Here is a 21,584-nt window from a genome sequence, read left to right as displayed (position 1 = left end):
TTGCAGGAACCGGTCCCCGTTGGTGCCGGTCGGTGAACGAAAGCTGCCAGAGCCATGAATGAAATCGGCGACCAGCCGGTCGATGGAGAGCGCCAGATCAAGTCCCCTCTGATCATCGGGGTCGGCGCCTCGCCGGGCGCGATGGACAGCATCGAGCGCTTTTTCGCCAAGCTGAGTCTGGGCGCGGATCAGGCTATCGTGCTCGCGCTTCAGCATCACGAGGCATTTGACGAGTCCCGGCTTCGCGGGATCGTTCAGGGCTCCAATGGCGGCAGGGTCGCCGATGTCGGCGATGGCCACGCCATCGAGGGCGGTACGGTCTATCTGTGCCCGCCGGGGACGATCACCACGATCCAGGGTGACAGGTTCGCGATCCGCAAGGCCGAGCAGGCCCCCGGTGAGCGGGCCACCATCGACAGCTTCCTGGTGTCGCTGGCGGAAGAGCGCGCCGAGCAGTCTATCGGCGTCATTCTCGCCGGCACCGGCGGCGACGGCACGCTCGGCACCGCGACGCTGAAGGATCATGGCGGCCTCGCCATCGCCGAGAAGGTCGTGAACCAGGAAGAGGCCGACCACCTGCACGACAGCAACACGCCCGCCGCCATCGCCGACTATGTGCTGCCGCCCGAGGACATCCCGGAACATATCCAGGTCTACGCCCGTCATCTGCGGCGCCTGGACGAGAAGCAGGGTTTTGACGAGGTGCTCGCGGCGGCCGCGACCTCGCTGTCGCGCATTGCCGACATCCTGCGCAACAAGACCGGGAATGATTTCCAGGGCTACAAGCAGAACACCTTCCTGCGCCGCGTGCAGCGGCGCATGCAAGTGGTCCAGATCGACGAGATTCCCGCCTATGTCGATTTCCTGCGGAACGACAAGGACGAGGCCCAGCACCTCTTCAACGACCTCCTGATCGGCGTCACCGAGTTCTTCCGCGACAAGCGCGAGTTCGAGGTGCTGGAGAGTAAGATCATCCCGAAGATCTTCGAGGGCAAGACTGCGGGCCAGCAGGTCCGCGTCTGGGTGCTCGGCTGCGCCACCGGCGAGGAGGCCTATTCGATCGGCATCCTCCTTCGTGAACACATGACGCGGATGGACTCGGCGCCGCAGGTGCAGATCTTCGCCACCGATATCGACGGGCGGGCGCTGGCGACCGCGCGTGTCGGCCGCTATCGCACCAACATCGAGGCCGATATGACCAGCGAGCGCCTGGCGCGCTGGTTCGTGCGCGAGGGCGACACTTATTGCGTGGTCAAGGAGCTACGCGAGATGTGCATCTTCTCCCAGCACAACGTCATCAAGGACGCGCCGTTCTCGAAGCTCGACCTCGTCTCCTGCCGCAATTTGCTGATCTATCTCAATGCCGAGTTGCAAAACCGGGTGATCCCGCTGTTTCATTTTGCGCTGCTGCCCGAGCGCTATCTGTTCCTCGGCAATTCCGAGAACGTGACGCGGCACCCGAAGTTATTCGCGCCGATCGACCGCCGCGCCCGTATCTTCAAGAAGCTGGAAACCGGAACACGGCTGCCGCCGGAATTTCCGATCACGACCGCTGCGGGCAGGCAGCCGGTCGAACTGCCGCCGGTGCGCTCGTTCGGGCCCGACGTCGGCCTGGAACGCCGCGCACAGCGGATCGCGGAGCGCTATGCGCCCGCCTATGTCATCACCGACGACAATTTCCAGATCCTGCACTTTTCGGGGCGCACCGGCCGCTACATCGAGCCGACGGCGGGCGCGGCCACGCTCGACCTCCTGCAGCTCGTGCATCGCGATCTCAGGCTCGAACTGCGCACCGCGCTCAGCCGCGCAGCGGAGACGGGCGAACCGGCCCATGCCGAGCAGGTTCAGCTCGGCGTGAACGGTCACCGCGTCCTGGTCGACATCACCGTCGAGCCGATCCAGGAGGGCGCCGGCGCCCAGCGCAATTTCGTCGTCCTGTTCAAGGACGGCCCGGTCCGTGCCATCGAGGCCAACCAGGGCAATCCGAACGTGCTGGTGCGCACCGAACATGTCGAGCGGCTCGAAAGTGAGCTGCGCGCCACGCGCGAGCGCCTCCAGGCGACGATCGAGGAGCTCGAGAGTACCAACGAGGAGCTGAAATCCTCCAACGAGGAATATCAGTCGCTCAACGAGGAGCTGCAGTCAGCCAATGAGGAGCTCGAGACCTCGCGCGAGGAGCTGCAGTCGGTCAACGAGGAGCTGACGACCGTCAACGGCGAGCTGGCGCACCGCGTCCAGGAGCTGACGCGCGCCACCAGCGACCTCAAGAATTTCCTCGAGAGCACCCAGATCGCGACGGTGTTCCTCGACAACGATCTGCGTGTGATGAACTTCACGCCGGCGATCACGCAAGTCCTGCATCTCGTCGAGACCGACACCGGCCGGCCGATCGCGCACATCAAGGCGCGCATTCCGATCGAGGAGCTCTATGACGACATCCGCCGCGTGCTGCGCACGCTCGCCGCCGCCGAGCGTGAGCTGAGCGCGCCGGACAGCGGCACGCGCTACATCGTGCGCATCCTGCCCTATCGCAGCATCGACAATTTCATCGCGGGCGTCGTCATCACCTTCATCGACGTCACCGCGATCACCCGCGCCGAGGAGCGGCAGCGCCTGTTGCTGGCCGAGCTCCAGCATCGGGTCCGCAACACGCTCGGCGTGGTGCGCTCGATCGCCCGCCGCTCGGCCGATTCCAGCACCACCGTCGAAGAATACGCCTCACATCTCGACGGTCGGCTCAACGCATTCGCCCGCACCCAGGCGCTGGTGACCCGCGATCCCGAAGGCGGCGTTGACCTCGAATATCTCGTGGTCGAGGAGCTGCTCGCATATAACGCCCGCGAAGGCGAGCAGATGCGGCTTTCCGGCCCCAAGGTGCGCTTCCAGCCCAAGGCGGCGGAGACCTTCGCGCTCGCGATCCATGAGCTCGCGACCAACGCGCTGAAATACGGCGCCCTGAGCCAGCCGACCGGGCGCATCGAAATCTCCTGGCGCCTCGACGAGAGCACGGAGCCGGCGGAGCTCGTGTTCGAATGGCGCGAGCGCGGCGGGCCAAAGGTCACGCCGCCGCCGCGCAAGGGTTTCGGCACGGAGCTCCTGGAGCGCACGCTGGCGTTCGAGTTCAAGGGGCAGACCACGATGGCATTCAATCCGTCCGGGCTGCAATGCACGATCACTATTCCCCTCAGCAGGCGCGCATTCCACACACCCGTAGTGGCTGGCTGATGACCCTGTCGATCTCCGATCGAAGCCTGGTGGAGCCGGTCATTCGCCGGCTGAGCGCGCTGAGGCCGTTGTCGGCCGAAGCCCGCGCAGCGCTCGAATATGCCATGCTCGAAGGCCTGCAGCGCGCCGGAGCGGGCGAGGACCTGATCTCGGAGGGCGATTCCGTCGATAGCGTCCGCATCGTGCTGTCGGGCTGGCTCTGCCGCTACAAGACGCTCGAGGACGGCCGGCGCCAGATCGTCAATTTCATCTTCCCCGGCGAGAGCTGCGATGCGCATGCGTTCCTGCTCTCGGTGATGGATCATTCCATCGCGACGCTGACGCCGGCGGTCTATGCCGAAATCAAGCGTCCGCGGTTCGAGAGTCTGGTGGCGGGCGATCGGGCGCTCGCGGACGCATTCTTGTGCGAAACCCTGGTCAATACCGCCATCCAACGTGAATGGGCCATCAATCTCGGTCGCCGCGTCGCGCTGGAGCGCGTGGCGCATCTGTTCTGCGAAATCTTCGAACGGCTTCGCCCCGTCGGCATGATCGACGGCAATTCCTGCATCATGCCGATCACGCAGATGGATCTCGCCGACGCCACCGGCCTGTCGGTGGTCCACCTGAACCGGACCGTCCAGGAGCTGCGCGCCTCCGGCCTGATCGTGCTGCGCGATCGCATGCTGACCATCAACGATCTCGACGCACTCAAGGACGCCGCGCTGTTCTCGCCGAGCTATTTGCAACTCTATCGGCGCAGCTGACTGATTTATGTTCGAAGGGCGGCGCGCCAATTCCCGATCTTGATCCAGGTTAGCGGGCGCGAGAGTTTTGAGCTGATGATGTCGTTTGAGTAACTTACGCAAAGGCGGGATGCGGCTGCTGCTCCTATGACGGGCCATGCAAAACGCGCTCTTTGCCCGTGCGGCCCGCGCCATCGAAGCAAGCCGCATTCTCCGCGACCAGCACAGGCAGGTGACGCAGCAGCACGACCGGACCTTGGCTGCAGCGCGACTTGCGGTGATGGACAGCGCGATGGTGCGTTCCGAGATCAAGGCCCATCGCGACAATCGAGAAGAGACGAGCCTGATGAGGTCAAGGCAGACTAATCGCGGAACCCGAGCAACCGTTCGGTGCCCGGGGCGTTGATGATCCGCCATGCCGATCCGGCGTTGGCGACCACCAGTGACAGGAACGCAACGGCGCGCTCCGCCTCATGGTCACGGAGAACGCCTCATGCTGACACGGCGTCGACACAGACAAACGGACTTGCTGGAAACGCGCCTGGCTGCCGAAGCGGAGCGGCTGCGCGAACAGGCCAAATCGCTTCCGCCCGGGGCTGCGCGCGATGAGATCTTGCGCAAGGCACGCCAGGCGGAGACGGGGTCGCAGATGAGCGAGTGGCTGCGCTCGCCGGGATTGCAGCCGCCGGACTGAACTCCGCGGTGCCAGGGCTGGGCCCCCGGTCAACGCCGCGTCGCCACTTTGGTCCGCCGGTTGTAGGGCGAGCGGTTGATGGGTTTCAGCGAAATCCCTTCGCGTTGCGCCTTGCTGCGAATGGCCGCGACGGGGCGTTGAAGCTTGATGCTCATCACGCCCGTCGGGGTGTTTCCCTTCGCGAGCTGCTTCAACTTGCTCACATCCGCAGGCGTCCACGGCTGGCGCGTGCGCCGCTTGTACGCGGGATTGGCCTTGCGTGGACCCTTGCGGCCGATCGGTGAGCCCGGCCGTTTCCATGCTGCTTTCGCCATGATGATCCTCCTTCAAACCCGTCGTGAACAGGCGAATCAGCATTTCGGTTCCGGCGCATTCGTTGTCGCAATGCGCCGCCGCCCGGCGCGCATTCGTGCTGTCCCCGGACCAGTGCTGCGGTGCGCCAACCCTTTGTAAAATCATGCGGCGTTAACTTACTGAAATGCCGGAACCCGAGATCGCGGCGGAAGCTACAAAGGCTGCCGGACAGGGCCGCCCCTGACCCGGCAGCCGACTCGACTGACAGACGACTTGGGCCCCGGCGCCCGATCCCCCGCCGGGGCCGATTTCCTCGATCCGAAATCATCGCGATAGGCCAAATGACCGCAAAGCGTAATCGTAGGAAACAGACCCAATCGCTCCAGGAGCGGTTGACCGCATTCGCCGAAAGCGCCCGCGAGCGCGCGCGCAGCCTGCCGCCCGGCAAGGAGCGCGAGATGTTGCTGCGACGCGCCAAGCAGAACGAGGTGACCTCGAACCTGACGGACTGGCTCAGCGCGCCCGTCTACCCGAGGCGAGGAGAATGACGATGCGGAGCATCAAGCATTATCGCGCCTTCCAGATCGATCCGGACGGGCATGTGTTCGGCTGCATCAATCTCGTCTGCGACAATGACGAGCAGGCCAAGCGCGAGGCCGCGGCGCTCGTTCTGGTCCACCGCATCGAGCTGTGGCGGCTGGACCAGCGGATCGCGCAATTCGATCTGCCGCCGGAGGTCGTGCGCCAGTAGAGCCGAGCGGAACCGAGCGCGGCGCCCCGGGTTGGTCGCATCAGACCGACTTCGCGAGGAGCCAGCATGACGGAAGCCGACATTCGCAAGGGGATGCCGCCGGTCAAGCTGTCGCGCGAGGAGTTCGAGCACCGTTACAAGAGCCAGTTCATCGATCCCGCCTTTGCGCCGCTCGGGCGCGAGCTCGACGCCATCGTCAGTGCCGCCTGGGACGCCTACAGCCATTCGCGCAAGGCGCCGCTGACGCGCAAGGCCGGCCCCGGATTTGCCGATCCCGACTACGATATCGCCCTCGACTGGCTCGATGCGCGCGCCGCCGTGCTGGCGGCGCAGCGGCGGCATGACGATGCGAACGAAACGCCGCGCATCCTCATCATCAACGGCTCGGCGCGCAGCGAGCATACCTGTCCCGGCGAGATGTCGAAGACATGGCGCCTCGTCAAGCTGGCCGAGCCGGTCTTCACCGAGATGGGGTTTGCCGTCGACATCCTCGACCTGTCGCGCCTCGCTTCCGAGTTCGGCAAGACCATCCATCCCTGCAAGTCCTGCGTCGCGACCGCGATGCCGCTCTGCCACTGGCCGTGCAGCTGCTATCCGAACTATTCGCTGGGTCAGACCAGCGACTGGATGAATGAGATCTATCCGCTCTGGGTCGCGGCTCACGGCATCCTGATCGTGACGCCGGTGAACTGGTATCACGTGCCCGCCGGGCTCAAGGCGATGATGGACCGCATGGTCTGTGCCGACGGCGGCAATCCCGATCCGACCTCGACCCACGGCAAGACCGCCAAGGAAGCCAAGGCGATCGAGTTGAAGGGCTGGTCCTATCCGCGCCATCTCGCCGGCCGTCACTTTGGCCTGGTGGTTCACGGCGACTCCGTCGGTGCCGAGGGTGTGCGCCGGGCGCTGTCGGACTGGCTCACCGACATGCACCTGATCTCGGCAGGCCGCTTCGCCGAGCTCGACGGCTATCTCGGCTACATGGAGCAATACGCCACCTCGCACCGCGAGCTCGACGAGGACAGTGAGTTTCAGCGGCAGGTCGTGAATGCGGCGCGCGCGCTCGGCAATGCGGTCAAGCTGGCGCGGAGCGGGCGCCTTGGGGAGCCCGGCGCCGGCCTTCAGGATCCGAATCCCAAATGACCGGTGCACAATCGATCGATTGCCTGATCATCGGGGGCGGCCCTGCCGGAATGATGGCCGCGATCTATCTGGCGCGCTTCCGCCGCCGCGTCTTTGTCGTGGATAGCGGCGCGAGCCGGGCGGCGCTGATCCCGCGCAGTCATAACGTGCCCGGCTTCGTCCACGGCCTATCCGGCGCCGAGCTGATCGCGCGCATGTCGGCGCAACTGGACGAGCTCGCCGTCACGCGTGTCGAGGCCGAGGTCACGGCATTGGACCGGCAAGCGCACGGTTTTCGGGCGAGCTGGCACGGCGGCGCGCATGAGGCCGCCACCGTCGTTCTCGCCAGCGGCATCGTCGACACCCATCCGCCGTTCGACGAATGGCGCGCCGCCGTTGCGGAGGGGCAGTTGCGGTATTGTCCGGTCTGCGACGCCTTTGAGGCGCGCGGCTGCCGCATCGGCGTCGTCGGCCCGCTCGGCACCGCCGCCGGCAAGGCGCTGTTCCTACGCGGCTACTCGCGCGACGTGACGCTGCTCGCAATCGAGCAGAGTGACGACGAGGCCGCGATGTCGCGGCTGACTGAAGCCGGTGTGAAGGTGGTGTTCGCGCCCGACCTGCGCCTCAGGCGGACGGCGGACAGGATTGAAGCCGTTTTCGCGGACGGAAGGACGGCGCAATTCGAATTGGTCTATCCCGCGATGGGCGCAGAGGTGCGCTCAAAGCTCGCTGTGTCGCTCGGCGCCGAGCATACCGCAGACGGTTACTTGAAAGTCGACGATCATCAGCGCTCCTCTGTCAGCGGGCTCCTAGGCATCGGCGACGTCGTCACCGACCTGCACCAGATCTCGGTCGCGTTCGGCCACGCCGCAATTGCCGCCTGCACCATCCACAACAGCCTGCCGCCGCGCCTGGCATGAGAAGCGCGGCCCTGCGCCAGCAATGCGCGGTTCCCGCAGTCACAATCGGCCGACGGGCAGGAACGATCGAAGCCGCGCCTTGGTTGAGCGTGAGCGGGCAGGGCGGCATCGAAGGCGCAATTGGAGAGAACGGATGGCTCAATCCGAACAGATGACCCGCTGCATCGCGCTCTGCATGAGCTGCTACCAGACCTGCCTCGGCACCGCGATGAACCACTGCCTCGAGACCGGCGGCAAGCACGTCGAGCCAAAACATTTCCGCCTGATGATGGCCTGCGCCGAAATCTGCCGAACAGCCGCGCATTTCATGCTGATCAACACGCCGCATCACCGGCATAGCTGCGGCGAATGCGCGGAAATCTGCAACGAATGCGCGGATGATTGCGAGCGGATCGGCGGCATGGACGAGTGCGTCGCGATGTGCCGCTCCTGCGCGCAATCCTGCCGCGCGATGGCGGCCTGAGGGACAAGCCCATGCTGGAAGAGAAGCTCAAGGAAGCCATCATCAGCGAGCTGGAACGGCAGGCGGCGAACCGGCCGCAGGCGCTCAAGGTCCAGGGCGGCAGCGAGGCGAAAGGCTCGGAGGAGCTGATCGTCAACGGCAGGATCGATCTTGCCGCGCTCGCCATGGTGATCGCAGGGTCGGTTGCGGGCGGACCCTAAAGCATGATCCGGACCCGAAGGGCCGCGTTAGCGCAAAGTGCGAAGCGGTTTTCCCTCGCGACAAACGCGGAACGCGTTTGCGCGGAGATCATGCGTAAACAACAACCTGACGCGCGATGACGATTCATCCAAATCTCATCGCGCTTTGAGGCGCGATCGTTAAGCGCTTCAACTCGCAGCCGACGCGTCCGTACCGCGGCGCGCGGGCCTCAGCCATATTCCTCGCCGATGCCGTATTCCCGGTAGATCTCCAGCGGATCGAGCTCGGGAAACAGGCGGCATTTGGCCTGGGCGAGGTGCAGGCTCACCGCCGCCGGCTCCTTGCCGTTCGACAGCATCTTGCGAAGATCGTCCATATGCGCGTTCGGCCTGTGCTTGGGTTCGAGCTGCTCCAGCGCGACCAGCGCGGTCGCGAGCGCCTCGGTCAGAACCCATTCGTCGTGGCCCGTGATTCCCTTCTTCGGCATCGGCAGACCCCACATTTGGCCGGGCCAGTCTATCGCGAGTTCGGCGAAATCTCCATTGGCGGCGGCTGGGCTCCCGGCTTGAATTGTGGCCGCGCACGGCTAAAAGGCGGCGGGTTGCGGGGCGGTGGTATCTTTGTTGAAACGAAGTTGGCGTAGACGGACCTGCACGGCGTCCAGGCCGGCTGTTCCGCTCTGGGTCTTCCTGATCCCGTAACCGTAAGCCGATCCGGTTGCGCACCCTCAAGGCTCGAGCCAGCATGGTCTTCCTCAGCTTCGTCTACCGCTTCGTCACCAATTTCGCGTTCCTGGCGATGGTCTATTTCAGCCTGAATTTCATGGAGAAGTATCCGAACCGGGCGATCCTGGCGATTCTGGTGCTGGTCTATTCCGGCATGCGCGCGGCCTCGACGCTGCGCGCGTTCTACTTCTTCCAGAAGATCGAGAAGCTGGAGGCCGAGACGCGCCGCCTTCAGGCGCCGATCAACGACGGCTCGGGCGGAACCGCGGCGCGCAAGCAGATCGTCGCCGACGTCGCACGGCTGCGGCGCGACGGCGAGCTCAAGTCCTACATGGATCTGTTCTTCCTGGCGCTGATCGTGCTGCTCTGCGTCGCCGCCATCATGCGGCAATAGCAACTCAAGCGCGCTTCTTCACGCCGGTCGCAATCCGGGTCGCGCGGGGCGTGGTGCCCTTGGCCTGCGCCGCACGCTTCGGTGCGGCCTGCGCCGCTTGCGCGGTGTTGCGCCCCAGCGGCTTTGCGGCGGTGTCCTTCGCAGGACCCATGGCCGCACGCCCCTTGGCCGCACGCGGCGTCTCGGCTGCCATCGCCAGCCGCGTCGCGGCGCGCCGCGACAAGGTCGTCGACAGCAGCACCTCGACCGAGCCCTCGGGGATCGCGAACAGATCGCGGCCCGGCGCGGCGAGGGTGGATGCGACATCCATCTGGGCCCTGGTCCGGTGCGGCAGCAGCGGCTCATGCGCGGCTTCCGGGTTCAGATCGGCGAGCGAGGGCGCCGGCAGCATCTTGCTCTGCGTGAACACGAAGTTCGGAACGGCCGGCCAGCGCGCGATCGGCGTCGTCTCGGTCGGCGGATGCAGCAGCCATTCCACCGCGGTGGTCGGCGTCGCCGGCTGGTCCGCACTCGCCGGCACCACATGCACGATGCGATAGCCCTTCGCCTTGAGGTCGCGGATGATCTTCGGCAGCGCCGCCACCGTCCGCGCCTGGATGTCGTGCAGCAGCAGAATGCCCTTGCCCTTGGCTTCCAGCCGCTGCATCGCGAGCTGGTAGACTCGATCGGAGGACACATGCCGCCAGTCGTCGGCCGGGAAATCGGCGCTCCAGACCTGGATGCCGCGCGAGATCAAATAGTTCTCGACGCCCTCGGCGCGCATCAGCCCGGGAATGCGGAAGAACGGCGCGAGCTTTGACGGATCGGTCATCGCCGCCGAGGTCCACTGGATGCCGCCGTTGATCTCGGGCTCGAATTTCTCGGCCGGCATCCGGTCGAAGGTCAGCGGATGGTTCATGCTGTGCGTGCCGACGGTGTGGCCCGCCGCCACCAGCTTGCGCACGCCTTCGGGGTTCGCCTTGGCCTGCTGGCCGATGATGAAGAAGGTCGCCTTGATGCACTCGTCGGCGAGGATCTGGAGCACCTGGTTGGAATATTTCGGCAGCGGACCGTCATCGAAGGTCAGCACGACCTCATGGTCCTTCAGCGGCAGCGTCTCGCGGTATTGCATCGTGCCGATGCGCGGATGCTCGCGCGGATCGACCACGAGGGTGCGCGAGGTCCCGAGCGCGCCCGGATGTCCGGGGCATTCGGCCGCCAGCGCCGGCGCTGACGCGGTGCTCAGCAATGCCAACACTGCGCCAAGGACGGCCGACGATCGCGTCCGGAAAACAACGCTACGCCCGATCATGAACTCGGTCTGCCTCATTTGCGATTGCCGCCATAGTAGGTCGGAGACGCTCCAACAACGGTTCAGGCGCAAGTCCCTGCCATCTTTGCATGGCTTAGCATGAACAGAGTGTTAATAGGACTCAAATCACCCCTTTTTGCGCTGCCGTGACATTCCGGCATCAACGCGCGTCGGCGTTTTTCTGTGATGGGCCCGCCGGGACCACGTGAACCACGCGATAGCCGTTCTCCCTCAGATACCGCAGGAAGGCCGGCATGATTGCGGCCGTGCGCGCCTTGGGATCGTGGAACAGGATGATGCCTTTGCCGGCAGCGGCGAGGCGCTCGGTGATGAGCTTCAGTTCCTGCTCCGGCGTCATCTCGTTCCAGTCGCTGGCCCAGAGATCGGCGCCGAACACGACGATGCCGCGCGACTGGAGCAGGTCGAGCTCGGCTTGCGTCGCTTCGAAATAGGGAAAGCGGAAGAACGGCGTCGAGGGCGTCGTGGTCGAGATCCCGTGCAGCGCCATCTCGTCGGCCGCAATCCCGCGGTCGATCTCGCTCTTGGCCTTCTCGAACGGGATCCGCGCCATGAACGGATGCGAGAAGGTGTGATGGCCGATGGTGTGGCCCTCGCGCGCGATGCGCTTGACCATCTCGGGATGCTCGGCGGCGTGCAGGCCGATCAGGAAGAAGGTCGCGCGTACGCATTCCTGCGCCAGCGCGGCCAGCACCTTCGACGTCGTCGGCGGATGCGGGCCGTCGTCGAAGGTCAGCACGACCTCGTGATCGGCAAGCGGCAACGTCTGCGGAAAGCTCTTCAGCCCGACGCGCGGCGTGGCTTTGGCATCGACGCTCAGAATGCGCGAAGTACCGAGCGCATCCTTGCGCGGGCAGTCGGCGGCCTCGGCCGAGGCGATGCCGGCGAGGGCCGCGAGGACCGCGCCCAGCGACATCGAGGTCCATCGCTGTCGAAGCATCTTTGTCATTGCGCTCGGAGTTGCCTTGTGGGTATTGCCTGAACCATCAGCTCGGATCACACGTTCCAACCTGTCAAACGGCGAGGCGCACCATGGATGAACATATGGACGGTGCTGCATCCGCCGAGGCCTCGGTACTCGACCACGTGCCGATGCGCAATGAAGACGGCGAAATCCGGCAGGAATTCGTCGAGGAAATCGCCCATGCGATCGAAGCCGGCGACAGCGCCGCGCTGCGCGCCTGCGTCGCCGAGCTGCACGAGGCCGATCTCGGCGACCTGATCGGCGCGCTCGAGCCCGAAGACCGCGTCCGCCTGGTCGAGCTCACCGGCCGCGACTTCGACTTCTCCGCGCTGAACGAGGTCGACGAGGCCGTGCGCGAGGAGATCCTCGAGGAGCTGCCGCCGGAGACAGTCGCCGAAGGCGTCCGCGAGCTCGAATCCGACGACGCGGTCGAGCTGCTGGAGACCCTCGACCAGGCCGATCAGGAGGAGATCCTCGAAAAGCTGCCGTTGCAGGAGCGCGTCGCGCTCGAGCGCAGCCTGCTGTATCCGGAAAATTCCGCCGGCCGCCGCATGCAGACCGAGTTCATCGCGGTGCCCCAGGATTTCACCGTGGGGCAGGCGATCGACTACATGCGCGAGACGCCGAATCTGCCCGACCGCTTCTACGAGATCTATGTCGTCGACAAGGACCAGCACTGGCAGGGTGCGGTCCCGCTCGACGTGCTGTTGCGCGCACGGCGCCCGGTGCCGCTCACCGAATTGACCGACGAGGATCGCCGCCGCGTCTCCGTCCTGGAGGACCAGGAGGAGGTCGCGCGCATGTTCGGCAAGTACAATCTCGTTGCAGCCCCCGTGCTCGACACCCAGGACCGCCTCGTCGGCGTCATCACGGTGGACGACGTCGTCGACGTTATCGAGGAGGAGGCCGACGAGGACCTCAAGGCGCTCGGCGGCGTCACCAGCGACGAAGAACTGTCGGACACGTTCCTGACCATCGCCCGCGGCCGCTTCAACTGGCTGCTGGTCAATCTCGCCACCGCGTTCCTCGCGTCCTCCGTGCTCGGCCTGTTCGAGGGCCAGCTGGAGAAGATGGTCGCGCTCGCCGTGCTGGCGCCGATCGTGGCGAGTCAGGGCGGCAATGCCGCGACCCAGACCATGACGGTGGCGGTGCGGGCGCTCGCGACGCGCGAGCTCGGCTCCGCCAATGCCTGGCGCGTGATCATGCGCGAGACGCTGGTCGGCCTCGTCAACGGCCTCGCCTTTGCCGTGATCACCGGCATCGCCGCCGTGGCCTGGTTCAAGATCCCAGGCCTCGGCCTCGTCATCGGGCTCGCCATCATCTGCAATCTCGTCGCCGGCGCGCTCGGCGGCATCCTGATTCCGATGGCGCTCGAACGCGTCAGGGCCGATCCGGCCGTGGCGTCCGGCACCTTCGTCACCACGGTGACGGACGTGGTCGGCTTCTTCTCCTTCCTCGGCATCGCGACGCTCTGGTTCGGCTTGAAGTAGGGGGCGTCTTTCTCTCCTCGTGATTGCGAGCGAAGCGAAGCAATCCAGAACCCCTGCGCGGCGGCGGTCTGGATTGCTTCGTCGCAAGGGCTCCTCGCAATGACGGGGAGAGAGCTGCAGAACCGGGGCCCCTGACTTCCCGGGCGAGAGGCGGTTGTCTTTAATCCGAACTTAAGCGACCTGCCGCATCATCAGGCCCGCTTGGGGGAATGGACATGCGGTTGCGGCTGAAGGCGGACGGACGGATCGTCGAATTGCGGGATGGGCAGGAATATCCGGTCGAGCCGAGCGCCAATGCCGCAGCTGGCGACACCGGCTCGCTCGCCGTGCGCGACCTGCGCCGCCGCGCCTGTCTGACCCAGATGGAGTTCGCCGCCAAGCTCGGCGTTCCCGTCGAAACCATCCGGAATTGGGAGCAGGGCAAGCGCGCCCCGCGCGGACCCGCCCGCGCGCTGCTCGCGGTGATCGCGCACGCGCCGGAGACGGTGTTTCAGGCGCTCGCCAAGGCCTGATACGAACCTCCCGTTAGCATTGCGCCGAAGATCCGGGTCGCTGGCCGTGGACTTCCGTTGGCACCATGACGGACGAGGTCCATAATCATCGCCGGGCTGCCGCAACAGAGGGGATTCCTCATGCTGTTCGTCGAGGCCAGTGGCGCAAGAATCCCGGCGATCGGGCTCGGGACCTGGGAGCTGGAAGGGCGCACCTGCGCCCGCGTGGTCGAGCAGGCGCTGCGGCTCGGCTACCGCCACATCGACACCGCCCAGGTCTACGATAATGAGCGCGAGGTCGGTGACGGCTTGCGCGCCTCCGGCGTGCGCCGCGACGACGTCTTCCTCACCACGAAGGTCTGGACCAATCATTTCGCGCCCCACGATCTCGAGCGCTCGGTCAAGGAGAGCCTGGCGCGGCTGCGCCTTACTTCCGTCGACCTGCTGCTGTTGCACTGGCCCAATCCGCACGTGCCGCTGGCGGAGACGCTGGGCGCGCTGTCGCATGCCAAACGCATGGGCCTCGCCCGCCACATCGGTGTCTCCAACTTTACGGTGGCCCTGATCGAGCAGGCGGTGGCGCTGTCATCAGAGCCGCTGGTCTGCAACCAGGTCGAATACCACCCCTATCTGAATCAGGCGAAGGTGAGGGCGGCCTGCGCGCAGCATGGCCTTGCACTGGTCGCCTACAGTCCGATCGCCAAGGGCCGTATCAAGTCCGACCAGAGGCTCGCCGCCCTCGGCCGCGCGCATCGCAAGACGCCGGCCCAGGTCTGCCTGCGCTGGCTGGTGCAGCAGAATGTTGCGGCAATCCCGCGCACCTCGCGCGTCGAACGCCTGTCGGAAAACATCGATATCTTCGATTTCGAGCTGTCGGGCGACGAGATGGCGGAGATCGCCGCGCTGGCGAGCCCGAAGGGCCGCCTGACCGATTTCGGCTTCGCGCCGAAATGGGATTGAGGGGCCGTTCCGGTATGATAGGAGCAGGGCGGCAACCCAAGATCGGGCGATGGAACTGCGGAAGATCATACGGACGGACGTTGCGGCGTCAGCGATTGCGCATCTGATGCTGGTGGCGCTGATCATCTTGATCAGCGAAGTCCATCCGTTTCACGCCGCCGCGCCCGAGACGGTCTCGATCGACATCGTCACGCCCGAGCAGGTGAAGCAGGAAGAGGCCAGGGCCGAGGAGAAGGCCCAGGAAGAGCTGAAGGAGGCAAAGGAGAAGGCGCAAGAGCCGCTCCCTGATTTGAAGCTGCCCAAGCTGGATTTTACCGACAAGGACAAGCCGGAGGTGGCGCCGAAGCCCGCGGCCAAGGAGAAGGCAACCGCGGCATCGCCGAAGCAGCAGGTATCACCCGAACCGCAGCAGAAGCAGGTGCAACCCTCGCCGGAGACGAAGCAGCGCGAGGCCAATGTGCAATCGCAGCCTGAGCAGTCGCAGTCTTCGCAGCCACAACCGCAGCCGTCGCAATTGCCGCCGCTGCCGCAAATGCAACCTCAGCCGCAGCCGCCGCCACAAGCGCAGCCGCGGGCCGCGCCGCCGCCGGCCTATCAGGCGCCGGAGCCCGACGTCACCGTCAAATACGGCGTCATGCTGGGCCTGCCGCCCGAATTGCCGGCCGAGCCGAACAACGCCCCCAAGGACGACGGTGGCGATGCCAAGGATTCAATCGCGGCCAAGCTGCCGCCCGAGGTCATCGCCGAACTGCGCCGTCATTTGCGAAGCTGCGCAAAACTGCCGGCCGGGCTCACGCCGACCGACAATGTCCACATCAAGCTGCGCACGGTGTTCGCCACCGACGGCACCCTGGCGCGCGAGCCGATCCTGATCGAAGCCCCGCCGTCGGCGAAGGGCGTGGCCCTGGTGAAGTCCGCGATGGCCGCGCTCCAAGCGTGCCAGCCCTACAAGATGCTGCCAGTGAATTTGTACGGGGAATGGAAGGTGATGGATCTGCCGTTTTCGCCGCGGGATTTCGGGTCTTAGCTCACCGGGGGTCCCGGATTTGCCCGACGGGCAAAACACCTGCGAAGCTGTCAATCCGTCCTCGCAAATATATTCCGCTTTACCGAAATTCGGATTTGTCGTATGTGTCGCCCGTCCCGGCTCATTCTTGAGGGGCGATCATGAGGTCGTCATGGTTGCGAGCCGGGCGTTGCGGTGGACGCGGCAGCGTCGGGCGCGAGTGGCCAGGGGCAGGGCGGATTGCTCTCCGTGAGCGCTTAAGGCTTCGCGCGGACGGACGGCGCTGTCAGGTTCGTCGTGCCAACATGTCGATGGCAACGTGCACAACGCCATCGGCCGCTGTGGCGCCAACGAGCCGCGCGTACGGCAAAACCGTGTGGTCCTGGCCGTCGTTGCTACGGTCAAGCCCTGGCGGATGCGGCGTCGCGTCAACCGGCGTGCTGCCGGCGACTTCTGTCAGGATGAGGGAGGCCAGAACGAACTCGGCTCCCGGGAGAGCGCGGCATAAGCCGTCCGACCATCGCGCAGGGAAGGCCGTGTGTTGGGCTTCACCTGTATGCTGCTGTGCGGTTCTTTTGCGCTACCTGTTCGCGCAGCGGACCGCGGGTGCCAGCCGGCACCCGGCCTTCCCCATAGGCGTTAAGTTTATTCTTGAGTGTTGGAATCACACGTGATTCCAAGGGGCATGGCAGACGAATCGCTTCTAAATGAGGACTGGACGAGAGTGGTTGCGCAGCTGGGTGGGGCTGAGCAGCTTGAGATAAGCGCGCGCCAGACGAAGGCTTTCGCGCGGCGGCGCCAAATTCCAGACGCGGTGGCGTTGCTTCGGCTGATGCTGGCCTATTGTTTAGGGGAAAGAGGATTGAGATCGACAGCTGCGTGGGCGGCTTCTGTTGGCCTTGCGGACCTCAGCAGCGTGGCGTTGTTCTATCGCCTGCGTCAATGTGGCGATTGGTTTGCAGTGCTGGTGGAGAGCTTGCTCGATGCGGCAGCGCCGAAGGCGAGCCGAGGCCGCCTGATCCGCATCGTCGATGCGACGACAGTACCTCAGGCCGGGCCGACTGCCCGCAGGAGCAGTGAGCTTTGGCGGCTTCATAGTGCATTTGATCTGCCAAGTGAGCGCTTTGGTCACTTCGAGCTAACGGATCAGCAAGAGGGCGAAACGTTTGACCGGATACCAGTAGTCAAGAACGAGATCCGCATTGCTGACCGCGCTTATCTGCAACCTGACCGCATCGCGGCTGTCCGCGCGGCTGGTGCCGACGTTCTGATCCGAGCAGGCTGGAAGAACGCGCGCTGGCTTGATGCCCAAGGCCTTCCATTCGATCTGATGGCCCAATTGCGTGCGGCAAAGGCACGCGGACTGATCGATCGGAGGATTTGGATCAAACGCAAGGACGGGGCGCCTCTGGCTATGCGTCTGGTTGCGGTCAAGAAGCCCACCGGTGCGGCCGCGGCTTCGCGTCGTAAAGCTCGGCGAGACGCACGAGACGAAAACCGCATCATCTCCAAAGGGACTCTGGAAGCCGCGGATTGGGTCATTCTGGTCACGTCGCTCGCACGGGACGAGTTCTCCGCCAAGGATGTGCTTGCACTCTATCGACTGCGATGGCGGATCGAACTTGGCTTCAAGCGACTGAAAAGCCTGATTGGTCTCAAGACACCGCCTGGAACTGATCAGCGTTCGGCGAAGCCCTACCTGCTGGCTCACCTCTTGATTATCCTGCTGCTCGAGCCGCTTGTCCGCGACTTCGAGGACTCTCCCCACTGGAAGCAGGCCGCCTGACGACACCTGGCGGTTGGCGTATCTTGCAACAACTCGTTGCATCCTTGCTGCAAGCAATCATTCCACAACCAACCATCCGCCGCTTGCGCCGCAGTAAGCGAGCGCTTGGGCGGCACCTGCGCGAGCCTCCCCGAAAACGTCAATATCAATCAATGCTTGCGCTACCTTAACGCCTATGCGGCCTTCCCTGCGCCCTCTTGGCTTCGAGGGTGGAGAGATCAAGCAAAGCTCGGGCGAATTGCGCCGCGAGGTCGAATACGTATGTCTGTAGCCACACACTCGCCGTCATCGCCCGGCTTGACCGGGCGATCCATTATTCCGAGGCGCTCGTGATTGAATCGATAGGCCGCGGCGTACTGGATTCCCCGCCTTCGCGGGGAATGACAGCGTCACTTAGAGCATGGGCCCCGGCTCGGCGCAGCAACGCCCTAAGCGCGTTTACGCGCGTCTTCGACGCGCTAGGGGGCCTTGCGGCGCGTCCGGGACACGAGAGTCCTTCAACGACCACGTTTCCCCTCATCGCCCGCGGCTATCTCCGGCGCCATCGCTGCCCAGGCGCTGGAGGCAAACTGACGCCGCCAGGTCACGACCACCACCGCCGCGGTGGACACGAACAGCACCCACGGGCTGACGAACCAGCCGAGATAGCCGAGTGCGAAGAAGAAGGCGCGCTGGCCGCGGTTGAAATGGCGGCCGGCGGATTCGAACACGCGCGAGGTGCGGATGACATGGGCCTCGGCTTCGGGCGTGCCGCGCTGCGAGGCCGGCGGCATGCCGCCGAACAGGATCGCGACATAGTTGAACAGGCGATAGGCCCAGGCGAACTTGAAGAAGGCATAGACGCAGATCAGCACGAGGCCGACGCATTTCAATTCCCACATGGCGGGCGAGGTGCTGAGATCGATCGGCAGCTTGCCCAGAATGGTGATGGCGTCGTTGGTGGCATGCAGCAGCGCCAACGCGCCGCCAAGCGCGAACAGGCTGGTGGAGGCGAAGAAGGCGGTGCCGTTCTGCAGCGAGGCCATGATCTGCATGTCGACCATGCGCGCCTCGCGATCGAGCAGGCGGCGCACCCAGACCTCGCGATAGCGGTTCATCCGCGCCGACAGGCTGTCGCGTCCATAGGCCGAATGCTCCAGCGTCGCGGCATAGACCAGCCATTCGATGATGAAGAAGCCGACGGCGGTGATGTCGACCCAGTGCCTGCTCATGTCTCTCTCCTCGCGGAGCGGCAACGATTGCCATGCATGACGAGGCGCAGCAACGATTGATTGGCGGCAGGCGATGGCGCTAAAAGCGGCTGCATCCGGAAGACTCGAGAAGGACCAGTGACATGGCAGCGCTGAAACTCGCAATCGGCAACAAGAACTACTCGTCGTGGTCGATGCGGCCCTGGCTCGCACTCCGCGCCAACGACATCCCGTTCGTGGAGACCGTGATCCCGCTCTACACCGACAATCCCGCGGACAAGGAGCAAATTCTCTCCTTCAGCCGCGCCGGCAAGGTGCCGGTGCTGGTCGACGGCGACATCACCGTGTGGGATTCGCTGGCCATCATCGAATACATCGCCGAGCGCTACCCGGAGAAGAAGCTGTGGCCCGACGACGTCGCGGCCCGCGCCCATGCCCGTTCGGTGTGCGCCGAGATGCATTCCGGCTTCATGGCCCTGCGCAACGAATGCGGCATGAACCTGCACCGCCCGGTGCGCCCGGTGACGCTGTCGGCGGACGCCAAGGCCAACATCGCGCGGGTGCAGGAGATCTGGCGCGAGTGCCGCTCGCGCTACGGCGCCAACGGACCGTATTTGTTCGGCCGCTTCGGCGCGGCGGATGCGATGTATGCCCCGGTCGTGCACCGCTTCCGCACCTACGCCATCGAGGTCACAGCGGAGACCAGGGCCTATATGGACACGATGATCGCAATGCCGGCGTTTCAGGAATGGACACGCGACGGTATCGCCGAAACGCTCGTCATCGAAAAGTTCGAGACCGTGTGAGCATGATCCGGAAAAGCGGGGACCGGTTTCCCGATAAGGTCATGCTCGCTTAACTCATGAATGTGATCGAGCGCCGCTTGACGGCCTGCGCGAGGGCGGCGCTCGATCGCGAGGGAATCCAAGGAGAGGGCATCGTCATGGGAATCCTGGACTCGCTGGAGAACAACCCAGCCTTGCGCAGCGCGCTCAGCCAGCACGGTGCTGCCGTGCTCCCGGCCGTGCTGAACGAGGTGCTCGGCAGCAGCAATCAGGGCGGCCTCAGCGCGATCGTCGCAAAGCTTCAGCAGTCCGGCTTCGGCGAGCAGGTCAAATCCTGGCTCGGCAACGGGCAGAACCTGCCGATCTCGGCCGATCAGCTCCGGGCCGTGCTGGGCAACGACACCGTCCGCCAGCTGGCCGCGCGCTACAACATTCCCGTCGATCAGCTCGGCGAGATCCTCGCCCAGGAACTGCCCAAGGCGGTGGATCACGCAAGTCCCGACGGCCATTTGCCCCATACCGCCTGAAGCGAGCCGTTCCGGCGGTATCGTCGGGCGCCCGGTTCCCCGGCCATCATCCTGAAAACACTGACAGATCGGCGTGTTTGCCATGGCTGTATACTGCTGGCCAAAGCGGCCCGGCGCGTGCTATACAGCGGCCCGGGTTTAGCCGGTCCGTCGCAGTGGGACCCTGGGCACGGCCGGCGCTGTTTGAGTGATGGAGATGGGCGTTGAAGCATAAATTCCCCGTGGGAGCACGCGTACTTTTCACGGCCAGCAACGTCGCGCGCCCCGCTGCCAGCGGCTCGTACGAGATCATCCGCCTGCTGCCGACGGAAGGCGACGACTGCCAGTACCGCATCAAGAGCTCGACCGAAGCCTTCGAGCGCGTCGCCAAGGAAAGCCAGCTCGCGCTGTCCTGAAGGCCACCGGCGCCTCGTCGCGCCTCAAGGAATTTGTATCCTGCCGCCGTCAAAAGGCCCGCTTCACCTCCAAGGTGAGCCGGGGCCAGTTGCCGATTCGCGGTGCTCGCTTGACCATTCGCTCTCAACTCGCGTGAGGGGACGTCGCGCATGGACTGGGCTTGGGCCACTACGCTCGACCAAATCTGGCGCTCGCCGGCCTTCCTGATGTGGATGACGCTGGTCGCTGCCGGCGTTTTCGGATTGATCCTGCTGTTCACGCTGCTGCGCGCCGAGAGAACGGTCGCCAACGGCGCGCTGGCCGCCATCTCGCTGCTCGCCATCATCATCGCGGTCGCCGCCACCATGCGCCCTTATGGGCCGATCGGACACGAGACGCCGGTTGCTGAAGGTCGCGCGCAAGCCGCGGTCGTCGCAGGCTTGCCGGCGCTGTCCTGCCTCGACGAGCTCGCCGGAGAGACCGTGGCCGCCGGCTGCGAGAAGGCGCTGTTCGGCGCGCCCGACGCGGCGGCCGCCGCCGTCGCCTACACTGCAAGCCGGATCGACCGGCTGACCGCGCTCGGTGATGCCGCAACCGCCGAGAAGAGCCTGACACAGGACATGAAGATACTGCGCAAGACGCTGGAGCATGATCGCTACGGCCTCGTCGCCCAGGTGCTGGTCGCGCGCGACGGCTGCACGCAGTTCGATTGTCCGGCGTTCCGCTCGCTGACCGATCAGCAGCAGGTCGCCGCCAACATGGATTCCCATCTCTACGATCAGCTGGTCGCACGCTACGCGCCGACCTGGAACGCGCCCGCAACGGTGCCGGGGGCGCTGCCCGCAACTGCTGCGCTTGTCGGGCTGCCGCCGTCGATGCCGACGGGCAAGCCGACCAATGCGGAGTTCCCGAGCGCCTCCTCGACGCCGCCGGTGAGCATCATGACTCCCGAACCGGCGACGGCAACGACGCGCCAGGCCGCGCCTGCCACAAACGCCGCGCCAGCCCCGCGCGCACCCGCGGCGGCCTCGGCGCAGGCCGCTGCGCCTGCGGCACCGGCCGCGGCCGCCAAGAAGCAGCCGGCCGCCAAGCGCGCGCCAGCCGCCGCTCCGGTTCCGCTTGCGCCGCCGGCCGCGACGCCGACGCCTCGGGCTGCGGATAACGAGTAGATCGGCATTCCCAACGCGCGGCCGCCCGGCTAATGCTGG

General features: G+C 65.3%; 24 protein-coding genes. 19 read left to right on the top strand and 5 right to left on the bottom strand.

Features of this window, described 5'->3' with window-relative positions:
• Nucleotides 1–54: 54 nt before the first annotated feature.
• The 3 genes from AC5V87_RS24370 (at nucleotide 55) to AC5V87_RS24360 (ending at nucleotide 4,644) form a co-directional block, all read left to right on the top strand.
• Nucleotides 55–3,225: a CheR family methyltransferase gene (locus AC5V87_RS24370; RefSeq protein ID WP_495367987.1), complete on the top strand. Its 3,171-nt coding sequence runs from the start codon at nucleotides 55–57 to the stop codon at nucleotides 3,223–3,225.
• Entirely contained in the window at nucleotides 3,225–3,971 is a 747-nt protein-coding gene (locus AC5V87_RS24365; RefSeq protein ID WP_456838001.1) for a Crp/Fnr family transcriptional regulator, read from the top strand. Before AC5V87_RS24370 ends, AC5V87_RS24365 begins: the two co-directional genes overlap by 1 nt.
• A 472-nt stretch (nucleotides 3,972–4,443) precedes the next feature.
• Nucleotides 4,444–4,644, top strand: a complete 201-nt coding sequence (locus tag AC5V87_RS24360; protein WP_456838002.1) for a hypothetical protein — start codon at nucleotides 4,444–4,446, stop codon at nucleotides 4,642–4,644.
• 29 nt (nucleotides 4,645–4,673) lie between these two features.
• Here AC5V87_RS24360 and AC5V87_RS24355 read toward each other — a convergent pair whose 3' ends face one another.
• Nucleotides 4,674–4,958, bottom strand: coding sequence for a hypothetical protein (locus tag AC5V87_RS24355; RefSeq protein ID WP_495367986.1), 285 nt, complete (start codon nucleotides 4,956–4,958; stop codon nucleotides 4,674–4,676).
• A 321-nt stretch (nucleotides 4,959–5,279) separates the two neighbouring features.
• Between AC5V87_RS24355 and AC5V87_RS24350 the strand changes: the two genes are divergently transcribed.
• From AC5V87_RS24350 to AC5V87_RS24325, 6 genes are all read left to right on the top strand, one after another.
• Nucleotides 5,280–5,486, top strand: coding sequence for a hypothetical protein (locus AC5V87_RS24350; protein ID WP_456838004.1), 207 nt, complete (start codon nucleotides 5,280–5,282; stop codon nucleotides 5,484–5,486).
• 2 nt (nucleotides 5,487–5,488) lie between these two features.
• A complete protein-coding gene (locus AC5V87_RS24345) occupies nucleotides 5,489–5,689 on the top strand; it encodes a hypothetical protein (protein WP_456838005.1) in 201 nt (66 codons plus the stop codon).
• 66 nt (nucleotides 5,690–5,755) lie between these two features.
• Nucleotides 5,756–6,832 carry a flavodoxin family protein gene (locus AC5V87_RS24340; protein WP_456838006.1) on the top strand — a complete coding sequence of 359 codons (1,077 nt, stop codon included), beginning with the start codon at nucleotides 5,756–5,758 and terminating at the stop codon, nucleotides 6,830–6,832.
• A complete protein-coding gene (locus AC5V87_RS24335; protein ID WP_456838007.1) occupies nucleotides 6,829–7,731 on the top strand; it encodes an NAD(P)/FAD-dependent oxidoreductase in 903 nt (300 codons plus the stop codon). The genes AC5V87_RS24340 and AC5V87_RS24335 overlap by 4 nt, the downstream gene beginning before the upstream one ends.
• Nucleotides 7,732–7,864: 133 nt before the next feature.
• A complete protein-coding gene (locus AC5V87_RS24330; RefSeq protein WP_456838008.1) occupies nucleotides 7,865–8,194 on the top strand; it encodes a four-helix bundle copper-binding protein in 330 nt (109 codons plus the stop codon).
• A gap of 11 nt (nucleotides 8,195–8,205) precedes the next feature.
• On the top strand, nucleotides 8,206–8,394 hold the full coding sequence (locus AC5V87_RS24325) for a hypothetical protein (RefSeq protein WP_456838009.1): 189 nt from the start codon (nucleotides 8,206–8,208) through the stop codon (nucleotides 8,392–8,394).
• A 209-nt stretch (nucleotides 8,395–8,603) separates the two neighbouring features.
• On the opposite strand, the gene AC5V87_RS24320 is transcribed toward AC5V87_RS24325, so the two are convergent.
• The gene (locus AC5V87_RS24320; protein ID WP_456838010.1) at nucleotides 8,604–8,861 is read right to left on the bottom strand and encodes a hypothetical protein; all 258 of its coding nucleotides are present in this window, start codon (nucleotides 8,859–8,861) and stop codon (nucleotides 8,604–8,606) included.
• A gap of 257 nt (nucleotides 8,862–9,118) precedes the next feature.
• Here AC5V87_RS24320 and AC5V87_RS24315 point away from each other — a divergent pair, with 257 nt between their 5' ends.
• Complete coding sequence (locus tag AC5V87_RS24315) at nucleotides 9,119–9,493, top strand: hypothetical protein (RefSeq protein WP_456838011.1); 375 nt, start codon at nucleotides 9,119–9,121, stop codon at nucleotides 9,491–9,493.
• Between the two features lie 4 nt (nucleotides 9,494–9,497).
• Here AC5V87_RS24315 and AC5V87_RS24310 read toward each other — a convergent pair whose 3' ends face one another.
• Nucleotides 9,498–10,784: a polysaccharide deacetylase family protein gene (locus AC5V87_RS24310; protein ID WP_495371936.1), complete on the bottom strand. Its 1,287-nt coding sequence runs from the start codon at nucleotides 10,782–10,784 to the stop codon at nucleotides 9,498–9,500.
• Nucleotides 10,785–10,944: 160 nt separating this feature from the next.
• A complete protein-coding gene (locus tag AC5V87_RS24305; protein ID WP_456843317.1) occupies nucleotides 10,945–11,718 on the bottom strand; it encodes a polysaccharide deacetylase family protein in 774 nt (257 codons plus the stop codon).
• A 116-nt stretch (nucleotides 11,719–11,834) separates the two neighbouring features.
• On the opposite strand from AC5V87_RS24305, the gene mgtE reads away from it, so the two are divergent.
• The 5 genes from mgtE (at nucleotide 11,835) to AC5V87_RS24280 (ending at nucleotide 17,499) form a co-directional block, all read left to right on the top strand.
• Nucleotides 11,835–13,256, top strand: a complete 1,422-nt coding sequence (mgtE, locus tag AC5V87_RS24300; RefSeq protein WP_456838012.1) for a magnesium transporter — start codon at nucleotides 11,835–11,837, stop codon at nucleotides 13,254–13,256.
• 209 nt (nucleotides 13,257–13,465) lie between these two features.
• Nucleotides 13,466–13,768 (top strand): helix-turn-helix domain-containing protein, encoded by a 303-nt coding sequence (locus tag AC5V87_RS24295; RefSeq protein WP_456838013.1) that lies wholly within the window; start codon nucleotides 13,466–13,468, stop codon nucleotides 13,766–13,768.
• A gap of 120 nt (nucleotides 13,769–13,888) precedes the next feature.
• The gene (locus AC5V87_RS24290; RefSeq protein ID WP_495367985.1) at nucleotides 13,889–14,707 is read left to right on the top strand and encodes an aldo/keto reductase; all 819 of its coding nucleotides are present in this window, start codon (nucleotides 13,889–13,891) and stop codon (nucleotides 14,705–14,707) included.
• Nucleotides 14,708–14,756: 49 nt separating this feature from the next.
• On the top strand, nucleotides 14,757–15,734 hold the full coding sequence (gene tolA, locus AC5V87_RS24285) for a cell envelope integrity protein TolA (protein WP_495367984.1): 978 nt from the start codon (nucleotides 14,757–14,759) through the stop codon (nucleotides 15,732–15,734).
• Nucleotides 15,735–16,398: 664 nt separating this feature from the next.
• Nucleotides 16,399–17,499, top strand: a complete 1,101-nt coding sequence (locus AC5V87_RS24280) for an IS4 family transposase (RefSeq protein WP_456836948.1) — start codon at nucleotides 16,399–16,401, stop codon at nucleotides 17,497–17,499.
• Between the two features lie 497 nt (nucleotides 17,500–17,996).
• Here the strand turns inward: AC5V87_RS24280 and AC5V87_RS24275 are convergent, their stop codons facing one another.
• Nucleotides 17,997–18,710: a DUF599 domain-containing protein gene (locus AC5V87_RS24275; protein ID WP_456838016.1), complete on the bottom strand. Its 714-nt coding sequence runs from the start codon at nucleotides 18,708–18,710 to the stop codon at nucleotides 17,997–17,999.
• A gap of 122 nt (nucleotides 18,711–18,832) precedes the next feature.
• Here AC5V87_RS24275 and AC5V87_RS24270 point away from each other — a divergent pair, with 122 nt between their 5' ends.
• From AC5V87_RS24270 to AC5V87_RS24255, 4 genes are all read left to right on the top strand, one after another.
• Complete coding sequence (locus AC5V87_RS24270; protein WP_495367983.1) at nucleotides 18,833–19,495, top strand: glutathione S-transferase family protein; 663 nt, start codon at nucleotides 18,833–18,835, stop codon at nucleotides 19,493–19,495.
• Nucleotides 19,496–19,632: 137 nt separating this feature from the next.
• Complete coding sequence (locus AC5V87_RS24265; protein WP_495367982.1) at nucleotides 19,633–20,001, top strand: YidB family protein; 369 nt, start codon at nucleotides 19,633–19,635, stop codon at nucleotides 19,999–20,001.
• Nucleotides 20,002–20,204: 203 nt separating this feature from the next.
• Nucleotides 20,205–20,396, top strand: coding sequence for a hypothetical protein (locus AC5V87_RS24260; RefSeq protein ID WP_027559703.1), 192 nt, complete (start codon nucleotides 20,205–20,207; stop codon nucleotides 20,394–20,396).
• 150 nt (nucleotides 20,397–20,546) lie between these two features.
• Nucleotides 20,547–21,545, top strand: a complete 999-nt coding sequence (locus tag AC5V87_RS24255) for a hypothetical protein (RefSeq protein WP_495367981.1) — start codon at nucleotides 20,547–20,549, stop codon at nucleotides 21,543–21,545.
• Nucleotides 21,546–21,584 lie beyond the last annotated feature (39 nt).

The organism is Bradyrhizobium sp. SOJA106 (assembly GCF_059448745.1).
This window is presented reverse-complemented; position numbering and strand designations above follow the sequence as displayed.